Genomic DNA, 10,467 nt, shown 5'->3' with positions numbered 1-10,467 from the left:
TTTAAGATGTCAAAGTTAAAAAACAGAGAATGAGCGAGAAAACAGGAGAAAACATTACTTTATAGTGGGAGGATGTTCATGGCAAATAATATAAAGAAAAATTTAACGCGGGTACAACAGGAATATAAAGAATTGGCGCAAAGCGTCGAACCTCCGAGGCCCATACTCAAAAACTTCATTCGTGCGTTTATAGCTGGCGGGGCCATTTGTTTGGTTGGACAAGCCATCCAGGAAATGTTTGTGCATTGGGGCGGCTTTGATGAGAAAAAGGCTGGAGACCCTACCGTGGCGGTTATGATACTCCTTTCTGTCATTCTGACCAGCATGGGGGTGTACGATAAGTTTGCCCAATGGGCTGGTGCGGGTTCCGCAGTGCCTGTGACGGGATTTGCGAATTCGATGGCATCCGCTGCGATTGAACATCAGAGTGAAGGAATGGTGCTCGGTGTTGGCGGTAAAATGTTCAAACTGGCCGGACCGGTTATTGTATTTGGTACAGTCGCCGCCTTTGCGGTAGGAATTGTACATTTGCTGATCAAAGGCGGGGGAGGCTCTTAATATGTTAAAGGGACACCAGAGTTGGCTATTTGAGAACAAGCCGTTCATCCGATCAACAGCAACGGTAGTGGGTCCATTTGAAGGAAGAGGCCCGCTGGCCAAAGATTTTGACATTGTCCATGGAGAATCCATGATGGGACAAAAGAGCTGGGAGAAAGCAGAAAAGGCATTGATTGAAGAAGCGGCAAAACTGGCTATTGAAAATGCGGGGTTGACAAAGGAACAAGTACAGTTTTACATAGGCGGGGATTTGATGAATCAAATCATTAGCAGCAGTTTTGCCGCGCGAACATTATCGATCCCTTACCTCGGTGTGTTTGGCGCTTGTTCAACCTCGATGGAAAGTCTGGCATTAGCAGCTAACCTTGTAAATTCCGGTTCGGCGAAATTTGTATTGGCGGGGACATGCAGCCATGATTCCGGTGCGGAGAAACAGTTCCGATATCCGACCGAGTACGGTTCGCAAAAACCGCCAACCGCCCAATATACGGTAACCGGGGCCGGTGCTGCCATCGTATCCATGGAAGGTGACGGACCGGTTGTTACATCTGCCACCATTGGCCGGGTTATCGATATGGGCATTAAAGATCCGTTTAATATGGGCGCAGCGATGGCTCCTGCAGCGGTAGACACCATTGAGGCGCATGTTCGAGATTTGGGAATTGAACCGGGTTATTACGATTTGATCGTTACCGGCGATCTTGCGAAAGTCGGATATGAAATCGCCTGTAAATTGTTTAAGAAACATAACTTTCCCATCGAACAAACCGAATATTCCGATTGCGGGATGATGATTTACGATTATGAAACCCAAATGGTTCAAGCCGGAGCAAGCGGCTGCGGTTGTTCGGCAGTTGTTACCTATGGACATTTGCTAAATCGGATGCGAAGAGGTGAACTGAAACGAATCCTCGTTGTCGCTACGGGGGCGCTGCTATCCCCGATTTCATTTCAACAAGGGGAAAGCATTCCTTGTATCGCTCATGCCGTATCCATAGAGGCAGGGAGGGAGATATTATGATTTTTCTTTGGGCTTTTTTGGTGGGAGGTGCAATCTGTGTTTTCGGACAATTTTGTTTTGATGTCTTGAAACTTACACCGGCCCACACCATGACCCTGCTTGTTGTATTGGGCGCGATTGTCGACGGAATTGGATGGTATGATCCGCTGATTGAATTTGCCGGGGCAGGAGCATCGGTCCCGATTACAAGCTTTGGTAACGCGCTTGTCCATGGTGCGCTTCAAGAACTAAAGAGCAATGGCTGGATTGGGATCATCACCGGAATTTTCGAAGTGACCAGTGCCGGAATATCCGCAGCGATTATTTTTTCGTTTCTCGCTGCATTGTTCGTAAAACCCAAAGGATAATACGGGGCTCATTGTCACTGTAACGGTCGGTCAAGGTAATCCCTAACCGACCGGTTTTAATTATGAAAAACCCATTCAGATGTTATTTATTTCGGTTCCTATATTCTCCATCGCTTCTTTGGTTCTCTCCATCAAACTCGGCTCGGTTGGAACTTTTTTACTTGCCTTGCCATCCAATACTATTGGAGATTTATTACTTGCCGTTTTGATTCGGTGTTTAAATTGTGATTTAAGTTCGCTTTTTTCCATATTTTCTCCTTTCCATTTGCCATTTTCAGAATATGTAACTGATATTATTCCGATATTCATATCCTTTATACATCATCGGAGTCAGTAGACGGTCGGCGCTTCGGTTGGTGAACCATCGATCTTACCCTTTTGGTCCAAAGCATATCAAGGAAATGGCCGAACTGTGGAATGTAAGCGAAGAAGATCTTCCGATCGGATCAGAAACTTCTCGTAGGTGATGCCGGACATATCGGCTGGCCTGCCTTTGGACACCCTCTTCCATTCCTCAAAACACTCCTCTGGTATACGGTAAGAAATCAAGATACCAAAATCGGATTTTACGCCTACCGAAGGATCAACTTTGGGACATCATCGGATTCGTGTAAATGTTCAAAAAGACGCCGATTCTCCCTGCTCCATCAACTCAGTAATTTCCTCAATGCCTTGGAGAAGTACAATGAGTTGTGTTGGCTGGTCAATAAAGAACTGATTGGCCGGTTGGTACTGGCATTGGCATACACGAACCAAAACTGGAAGATCCCCATACCTGCAAAGTATTACTCCAAACGGTTATGCAGAGATTTGCGCTTAATACATATAAGACGCTGACCGGATTAGGCCTGCGTCTTATATGTTTAAAAAGTATTGTAAATATTTTCGCATTCTACACCTGTCGGTTCGTAAAAGCAGTGGCTTTTGTATCTTCCGACAAAAGGCTGATTGTACCATGTCGAAGGGCAATTTGCGGGGGGTTTGAAATACCACAAAGCGAATTTAGCAGGCCATGGTCGCTCACCGTTAATTGACTTTCGTGCAAGGCGTCTATCTTTGTCCCTTGCCTTTTGATAAAAGTAACCGTGTATGGTTGCTTCAAACGCATGCGGCTGAAATACCATTTGCGGAATCGTACGAATGCCTTTAAAATCGGAGCAGTTTGCCCGAATCCGATTAATTCCTACAGCCCCGACGAGCAGCATTCCTTGTTCGCCTTCCCCTTCCGCTTCGGCTCGAAGCAATCTTGCCAACAGATCTATATCACTTGCCCTGGCTTTGACAACGGCCATTGTATCACCTCATTTTAGTATTCAATATATTCCCATTGTTCTATTTAGTGCTTGCTTAATATTCATACCGCTATCCGACGCACAATCTCGCAAGTTTCACCTTACGGATTGTTAATTGCCTGAATTAACTACTCTTTTTTTGGATAACTTAAAACCGCCTACATGTAACTGCGCCAGCACATGATAAATAACATCTGAAGGTGAGTTGTGAGTATTCATTTAGCCATTGCGTTATGGACGGTATTCGCGGCGTGGCGGTGGGGTCGGTGGATACAGTTTTCCCAGTGCTATCCAACGATGGTATACCTAGCTTGTTTTCAATTGCTTTACGAATTCTTCTCGCATGAAAAATTTTATTTGTGGCGTTTGGAACCCGATCCAGTATTCAACTATACCAGCGTTGTTATGCTTCACACCTTTTGCATATATCCTTTAACTGCTTTTCTCTACCTCACCCGTTTTCCGGAAGTCGAAGACGATGTACCCGCGATACAGCATCCTGCACGGATTATTTTATATCCGCCAAGGCCAGATGTTTGGACGATGACGGATATGTGCCTGCTTCATCTGCGCGAGTTTCCATATAGAATATTTGACGTTACAAATACGCCGACCGGCGGCAGCGAAGTTGAAGACGGTTGGGATGTGACATAGCCGCTATGCTCCGGCAAGTTGATATCAGTTGTCGCTACCCAGGTTCCATATTCGCCCGCCTGTAAAGAGGGGGGGAGCATTCGAAGGCGTCCGGTGAGGACCAAATGCCGAAGTTGAATCTGGACATCGTCATAGATGGTTAAATGACCGGAATAGGCAGCGTAGGGGGAATGAAACACGATCTGCTGCGCGCTTTCATTCCAGCTTCCTTCAATCGGAATCGGCGTTCCGCGAAATTGGATAGTGCCTTGAACTCGTTGGTCCGGCAAAACGCGCATCACAAGCTTGCCCCATACAACCGGCCTGCCGGCGACGGATGCATAAACTCCCCAAATGGAAAAGGGGGGTAATACCTTTGATATGGATTGCGAGGCATCGGCCACGACTCATCACTCCTCTTATTCGGTTACGCCATTATATGCGTCCACGGTAAAAATGCCCGTCACGGGGCTTGGATTCCTTTTATCAACAGATTGCATAATGGCAGGTCCCCACATAAACGGAAAGGGGTGACATCGGTGGACGAAAACCAGATTCATCATGCGATTGAACAAGCCTATCAATTGATTGTTGAAGCACACCGCAACATGACTGAAATTTGGCGCAATCACGTCCTGTTTACACGCCAATGGTGGTTGGGAGTAGGTTTATCCATATGTCCTTGGCTGATTTGGATCGGAATTCGGGACCAACGAGCAACAGGACAGTTTCTACTATCCGGGTTTACGATAATTATCGTGTCGTCGTGGCTGGATCAGCTGGGGATTGCCATGGGTCTCTGGCATTACCACTGGGAAGTCATCCCGTTCATGCCGGCTAATTTTCCATGGAATTTTTCACTTCTTCCCGTCACAGTGATGTTCTTGAACCAGTACAAGCCGGAAGTAAACCCGCTGATAAAGGCCCTCCTATTTGGGGGTTTTTCCGCTTTTGTGGCCGAGCCGATCTCACAAATGGCAGATTTATATCATCCCATTCACTGGAAGCATATCTATTCATTTCCGATCTATGTCGGGCTGTATTTTATGTCTTCAAGCATTGCCAGAAAAGGCATCGATTGCGGTAAGTCCGGACCTTAAACCGGCAAGAACCAGTCGCCATATGTTACCATTCATACACGTTTGAACGGGTTGACATATTACATACGGATGCTATTGCAGGAGGTGATCGATATGACGGTAGCTTCTCAATTGAAAACAGCTGTAGCTTCGCTGAAAAGCGCGCAGGCCAGCTTTGAACAGTTTGCGTTAAATACACAAAACCAGCAGGCCAAAACCACATTCACAAACGCAGCACAACAGACACAAAACATCATTGACCAGGTCGTTCCGCGGTTGCAACAAATTGAACAAGAAGAACCGCAGTATAAAGGGTTCTAAAAAAAGCCATCTCTCGGCATGGCTGCAACTTTTTTCATCGTTTATATAATTGGAGGCTGATTTTCTTGGCATGGATCGCAGGACTATGGATTGTTAATACAGCATTGTTACTCATTATTGCGGTTCGGGAGGTGCGCCGCCCCGCCAAGGCGCTGACATGGATGACAGTCGGACTGGTATTTCCGATGATCGGTTTCGTTTGTTACCTTTTCGTCACGAATCCGGTGCAAATGCGGCGGGACAAGCTGGTTTCATCGCATCAGAATCCGATCGTTTTGCCTCCGTTGTGCGGCCATTCCGCAGCTGTTATCGCCCGGTCTTTACAGCCCTTATCGGTTAGTGGCCTTCGAACAGGTTCTGTCCAAATCCTCACGAACGGGATGGAAACTTACGGCAGACTCCTGCAATCGATTCAATCCGCACAAAAAACGATTGAGCTTGAATATTACATATATCGGAATGACCATATTGGAAATCGGATCACAGACGCACTGATTGACCGTGCTTTATCCGGTGTGAATATTCGTTTTATAAGGGATGGCTTGGGAAGCCGGTCGTTTCCCAAACATGCAATTCGTCGGATGAAGGAGGCGGGCATTGAATGCAGGACTATTTTCCCTTTGCGATTTCCCTGGATTCTATCCAACTTGACTTACCGCGATCATTGCAAAATCGTCATTATTGACGGAAAGGAGACATTTATGGGAGGAATCAACGTGGGGGATGAGTATACCGGAATGAAGCCGAATACCGGATTCTGGCGCGATACCCATATGCGGATAACCGGCGAATCAGCGAATGATGCGAAGGCGGTTTTTGAAGCCCATTGGAAATTGGCGTCACCGGACATACCCCATACGCCAATAACGGCAAGAAACAACCCTGAATCTGTGCAACGTTCGCATCCCAACAACGAATATCCTTTTCCTTTTGGCAAAACAGAGCGATCTGCATTCGGATGGGAGTGGGGATCGGAGCTTGGAACGACGGAAAGCACGCGTATAGCGAAAGCTTCCTCACCCGAAGATACACCTTCTGTGTATATCCAGATGTTTGAAGGCAATCCCTCGCTGCCTACTCCGGTCATTCGGGAAATGCATTTCATTTGTCTAACCCAGGCGACCCGATCCATCGACATCGTCAATCCTTATTTTATTCCCGACGCGGATATCCTGATGGCCATCAAAACAGCCGCGGCGCGTGGGGTTCGAGTGAGATTACTGGTGCCGCAGCGGGTGATTCCTAAAGTTGCAGGCGCTGCCAGCCGTACGTATTACGGCGAACTGGTGGAGGCGGGGGTCCATGTGTTTCAGTATAACAAAGGGGTATTGCACGCGAAAGTCATGATTATCGATGGCGAGATTGCCGAACTCGGTTCTTCCAACTATGATCTCCGGAGCTATCGTTTAAACTACGAAATCTGCGCAGTGATGTATCACTCCGATGTGGCTCGGGAACTAACGGAACAATTCGAACGGGATCTTGCCGAGGCGACTCCCTATCGTTTGGAAGATCACGTGAATCGACCTTCATCCGAGCGGATGCTTGATCAAGCGGCGCGTTTGTTGTCTCCTTTGTTATAATACACAAGCAATATTGGATTTAGGCATTCGTCTATGGTGCAGGTATCACCCCCGGCATATATATAGTATAGAAAAAGGAGCTGCATCATAGATGATTATAATCAAACCGATTGAAGTGAAAGGGCATCAGGTTATCGGCATTGAGGTCACTCTGCCCAAAACAACACTACTGGCTATCACAACTGAACACGGATATATCATGTGCGGCGCACTGGATATTCGGCTGTTAAATGAAAAATTAAAAGAACGTCGAATTGTCGCAGGACGTGCAGTCGGGGTACGAACGATAGAGCAATTGCTGGACGCCCCTCTTGATATGGTTACCCTAGAGGCGGAATTACATGGAATTCATCCCGGAATGAAAGGGTCAGACGCGCTTGTAAAGATGACAGACGCAGTTAATTACCGTTAGTTTTCAGGCCATTTTTTAAGGAAAGTAGGGGATTGTTTGTTAACGGGTATGCATGTTGTTATTCTTGGAGGCGATGCCCGGCATCTTGAAATTATTCGCTCATTTACTGACCTGGATGCCAATGTTGTATTAATCGGTTATGAAGATGTGAAGGAACAACTTCATGAAGTCCGGCACGCAAAGCTTACGAAGGAAGTACTTAGCAAGGCGGATGTATTGATTTTACCGGTTGTTGGTACGGATGACCATGGCAAAATAGAGTCTTCATTTTCGACCGAAACGCTAATGCTGAACAAAGAATATATGTCCTGTTTGCCTAAACATGCAAAAGTTTATTCCGGCATAGCTAAGTCCTACTTGAAGAACCTTTGCTCGGAAGTGGGTATCGATCTGATTGAATTGCTCAATAGGGACGATGTAGCCATATACAATTCAATTCCCACTGCAGAAGGCGCTTTAATGATGGCCATTCAACATACGGATATTACCATACATGGTTCGCGTTGTATGGTTCTGGGATTGGGGAGAGTCGGTCTTACGTTAGCCAGCGTGCTTCACCGTCTGGGAGCACACGTCAAAGCAGGTGTGCAGAAACCGGAGCAGTTTGCACGTGCCTTGGAGATGGGGATTGAGCCGTTTTATACGAAAGATTTGTACGAAGAAGGCGCAAATGCGGATATTATTTTTAACACGGTTGCGGCGCTAATCCTTACATCTCGTGTGCTAACTCGTATACCGCATCACGCAATCATTATTGATTTAGCTTCCAAACCTGGCGGGACAGATTTTCGCTTCGCCGAAAAACGCGGAATCAAGGCCATGTTGGCGCCAAGTTTACCGGGAGCTGTCGCGCCAAGAACAGCTGGACGAATATTGGCGAGTACGTTATGTCAAATGATGCAGGACGAACAACGGAATCGAAATCGGGAGCAAATGGACATACTTGCTTGTCCTTCTGGGGTGTGAGATCGCGAACGTAATTTAGAAAGGCATCTTGTTTATACTTGATCAGAGAGGTCGGTACTTTGCCGGCCTCCGTCTTATTTGCGTAAGAATCGGATAATGAAGCGTGGTAAAGCGGCTCTTTCTTAGATCACAAGTCGGTTTCCATGTAACGGGGGACTCTAAATTAGTGTTGGTCTCGGAATCTTGTTTCAACTGTTAAAAATGCCATATATAATAGAGAACATTCATAGATTTTTAACAGAAGACCGTTAAGGTTGCAAACATAAGCTTATTGCACAGTCGGAGGTTACTTGCAAATGGATATTTCAGATTTACTTTCACATCCTGTCGCTCACCACGCATTTCATTATACACTTGTCGGAAAAGCTTTAGTTCGATTCGGTGGTGAAGTGGCAATGGTCAATCGCTCGCTATGCAACATGCTGGGCTATACAGAACAAGAACTGCTGCGAATGAGAATACTTGACATTATTTATACGGAAGACGTTCCATTATATAACGGGTTCATGAATGACTTGCTAGGCGGCAATTCCGATTATGTCGAAATGGAGAATCGCTATATTTGTCTTGACGGCAGACACAAATGGGGAATGACAACCCTATCGGTCATCGATGTGGAGGGACATCCGGAAAGAGTATTCTTGATCCAGGTTCAGGAGATCACGTATCGCAAAAGGCTTGTTGAATTGAACGAGGCATACGCCGATAAATTCAGAATACTTGCTGACCATCATTCCGATCTTGTTTACGACGTCATGTTAGATGGAAGTTTCAGCTATGTGAACCGCGCCTGCACGAAATTATGGGGCGATGACTTATATGAGTTGGAAAGAGCACTTGGAGACACCATTCGGAAAAGTCTGGAACACGTGATGGAATCATTTACGAATTCCCCTTTTGAGATGGAAACTTCATTTGAAGCGAAAGACGGCAAAATGTTGAAATACAGCGTACTGAATATTCCCAATTTCATTCAGAATGAACTCGTAGGGCTGCATTGCATCGCAAGGGATATTACCCTGCAATCCAATATGGAAAGGGACCTAAAGCATAGCGAGAAAAAATATCGTTTGTTAGCGGACCATACGGGGGAAATGATTGCTACACTGAATATCAATGGTATTATCTACTACATATCGCCGGCGTGCAAACCATTGCTGGGTTATGATGCGACGGAATTGATAGGAAGACCTGTCTGGGAATTGTTCTATCCTCCCGATATAGAAAAATTGGGCTCGCAAGAGTGGATGAATGAAGACGGTTATAGCAACATTTTACGATTACGTCGAAGAGACGGCTCCTCTGTTTGGGTGGAGGTCGTAAGCAACACGCTGCGGTACGATTCGGGCAATGTTCGTGAGATAGTTTTTCGGGATATAACGAGCCGAAAGACGCTGGAAGACGTCCTAGCTACTCAAGAACGTGTCATGAGTGATATTGTAGAAACAATGGATGTCGGCGTTGTGATTTGTGATGAAAATGGGATATTGACAAGTATGAATAGAGCCGCAAGACAATTGCACGACTTTGTAAAGATACCTCTTTCGCCCGAACACTGGAGTTCTGTATACGGATTGTATCAAACAGATGGAAAAACGCTGTTGAGCAAGGAACGCGCCCCGCTTTATCGGGCGTATCGAGGCGAAAGTTTCCGGGATTTAGAAATGGTGGTTAAAAAGTCGAATGGCGAGCATCGCCTCATTCTTTGTCATGGGAAGCCGATCATTGTTCACAATAAAATTGTGGGCGGCATTTGTGTCATGCATGATATTACCGAATTTGATGCAGCCAAGCAATCTGCTCATCAGGCAGACAAATTATCCATAGCGGGTCAAATGGCCGCGGGAATTGCGCATGAAATTCGAAACCCGCTTACCGCGCTGAAAGGATTTCTGCAATTGTTAAGCGCCGGCAAAGAAAAAGGAAGTAAGTACTACGATATTATGAAGGAAGAATTAACTCGTATCGAACTTATTCTAAATGAACTACTGGCTTTAGCCAAACCGCAAGAGATGAACATGACACAGCATGATCTTTCTAAACTGATTCAGGATATCGTCGTGCTACTTCAGACGCAGGCCACATTACATAATGTAGAAATTCACTCTCATCCAACCAAGGAACCCGTGCAGATCCGGTGCGATGGAAATAAAATCAAACAGTTATTTATTAATTTGATTGAGCATTTTGCAGAAATCTGAGCCCTTGAGACACAAGGATTTCTAGGGATAAAAAAGGGACTTCACCCCAATTTG

At 45.9% G+C, this 10,467-nt stretch carries 12 protein-coding genes; 9 read left to right on the top strand and 3 right to left on the bottom strand.

Annotated elements, in window-relative coordinates; translation table 11 throughout:
- Positions 1 to 78: 78 nt before the first annotated feature.
- From spoVAC to spoVAE, 3 genes are read left to right on the top strand one after another with little or no spacing between them, the layout of a single operon-like run.
- Positions 79 to 558, top strand: a complete 480-nt coding sequence (gene spoVAC, locus AC3WJN_RS25110; RefSeq protein WP_005832062.1) for a stage V sporulation protein AC — start codon at positions 79 to 81, stop codon at positions 556 to 558.
- Between the two features lies 1 nt (position 559).
- Positions 560 to 1,579, top strand: coding sequence for a stage V sporulation protein AD (gene spoVAD / locus AC3WJN_RS25105; protein ID WP_007784321.1), 1,020 nt, complete (start codon positions 560 to 562; stop codon positions 1,577 to 1,579).
- The gene (gene spoVAE, locus AC3WJN_RS25100) at positions 1,576 to 1,926 is read left to right on the top strand and encodes a stage V sporulation protein AE (protein WP_005832063.1); all 351 of its coding nucleotides are present in this window, start codon (positions 1,576 to 1,578) and stop codon (positions 1,924 to 1,926) included. Before spoVAD ends, spoVAE begins: the two co-directional genes overlap by 4 nt.
- Positions 1,927 to 2,001: 75 nt before the next feature.
- Here the strand turns inward: spoVAE and AC3WJN_RS25095 are convergent, their stop codons facing one another.
- From AC3WJN_RS25095 to AC3WJN_RS25085, 3 genes are all read right to left on the bottom strand, one after another.
- Positions 2,002 to 2,235: a hypothetical protein gene (locus AC3WJN_RS25095; protein ID WP_492329348.1), complete on the bottom strand. Its 234-nt coding sequence runs from the start codon at positions 2,233 to 2,235 to the stop codon at positions 2,002 to 2,004.
- A gap of 554 nt (positions 2,236 to 2,789) precedes the next feature.
- Positions 2,790 to 3,218, bottom strand: a complete 429-nt coding sequence (locus AC3WJN_RS25090) for a cell wall hydrolase (RefSeq protein WP_005832064.1) — start codon at positions 3,216 to 3,218, stop codon at positions 2,790 to 2,792.
- A 563-nt stretch (positions 3,219 to 3,781) separates the two neighbouring features.
- Complete coding sequence (locus AC3WJN_RS25085) at positions 3,782 to 4,255, bottom strand: hypothetical protein (RefSeq protein ID WP_005832065.1); 474 nt, start codon at positions 4,253 to 4,255, stop codon at positions 3,782 to 3,784.
- Positions 4,256 to 4,390: 135 nt separating this feature from the next.
- On the opposite strand from AC3WJN_RS25085, the gene AC3WJN_RS25080 reads away from it, so the two are divergent.
- The 6 genes from AC3WJN_RS25080 (at position 4,391) to AC3WJN_RS25055 (ending at position 10,413) form a co-directional block, all read left to right on the top strand.
- Positions 4,391 to 4,951 carry a CBO0543 family protein gene (locus tag AC3WJN_RS25080; protein ID WP_005832066.1) on the top strand — a complete coding sequence of 187 codons (561 nt, stop codon included), beginning with the start codon at positions 4,391 to 4,393 and terminating at the stop codon, positions 4,949 to 4,951.
- Positions 4,952 to 5,044: 93 nt separating this feature from the next.
- The gene (locus AC3WJN_RS25075) at positions 5,045 to 5,251 is read left to right on the top strand and encodes a DUF1657 domain-containing protein (RefSeq protein WP_005832067.1); all 207 of its coding nucleotides are present in this window, start codon (positions 5,045 to 5,047) and stop codon (positions 5,249 to 5,251) included.
- 65 nt (positions 5,252 to 5,316) lie between these two features.
- Complete coding sequence (locus AC3WJN_RS25070; RefSeq protein ID WP_005832068.1) at positions 5,317 to 6,834, top strand: phospholipase D-like domain-containing protein; 1,518 nt, start codon at positions 5,317 to 5,319, stop codon at positions 6,832 to 6,834.
- A 91-nt stretch (positions 6,835 to 6,925) separates the two neighbouring features.
- On the top strand, positions 6,926 to 7,246 hold the full coding sequence (locus AC3WJN_RS25065) for a YunC family protein (RefSeq protein ID WP_005832069.1): 321 nt from the start codon (positions 6,926 to 6,928) through the stop codon (positions 7,244 to 7,246).
- A 36-nt stretch (positions 7,247 to 7,282) separates the two neighbouring features.
- Positions 7,283 to 8,212 (top strand): dipicolinate synthase subunit DpsA, encoded by a 930-nt coding sequence (gene dpsA / locus AC3WJN_RS25060; RefSeq protein WP_007784329.1) that lies wholly within the window; start codon positions 7,283 to 7,285, stop codon positions 8,210 to 8,212.
- Between the two features lie 296 nt (positions 8,213 to 8,508).
- Positions 8,509 to 10,413, top strand: coding sequence for a PAS domain-containing protein (locus tag AC3WJN_RS25055; RefSeq protein WP_005832071.1), 1,905 nt, complete (start codon positions 8,509 to 8,511; stop codon positions 10,411 to 10,413).
- Positions 10,414 to 10,467 lie beyond the last annotated feature (54 nt).

This window comes from Brevibacillus sp. FW306-2-1A-C05A, from assembly GCF_058781555.1.
Note: the sequence above shows the minus strand (reverse complement) of the source record. Positions and strands in the feature narration are given on the sequence as shown.

What these genes read in the sequence shown, in the direction of transcription:
- AC3WJN_RS25090 (WP_005832064.1), bottom strand. Translation starts at nt 3,218, where the DNA reads ATGGCCGTTGTCAAAGCCAGGGCAAGTGATATAGATCTGTTGGCAAGA.
- AC3WJN_RS25095 (WP_492329348.1), bottom strand. Translation starts at nt 2,235, where the DNA reads ATGAATATCGGAATAATATCAGTTACATATTCTGAAAATGGCAAATGG.
- AC3WJN_RS25075 (WP_005832067.1), top strand. Translation starts at nt 5,045, where the DNA reads ATGACGGTAGCTTCTCAATTGAAAACAGCTGTAGCTTCGCTGAAAAGC.
- spoVAE (WP_005832063.1), top strand. Translation starts at nt 1,576, where the DNA reads ATGATTTTTCTTTGGGCTTTTTTGGTGGGAGGTGCAATCTGTGTTTTC.
- AC3WJN_RS25055 (WP_005832071.1), top strand. Translation starts at nt 8,509, where the DNA reads ATGGATATTTCAGATTTACTTTCACATCCTGTCGCTCACCACGCATTT.
- spoVAC (WP_005832062.1), top strand. Translation starts at nt 79, where the DNA reads ATGGCAAATAATATAAAGAAAAATTTAACGCGGGTACAACAGGAATAT.
- AC3WJN_RS25065 (WP_005832069.1), top strand. Translation starts at nt 6,926, where the DNA reads ATGATTATAATCAAACCGATTGAAGTGAAAGGGCATCAGGTTATCGGC.
- spoVAD (WP_007784321.1), top strand. Translation starts at nt 560, where the DNA reads ATGTTAAAGGGACACCAGAGTTGGCTATTTGAGAACAAGCCGTTCATC.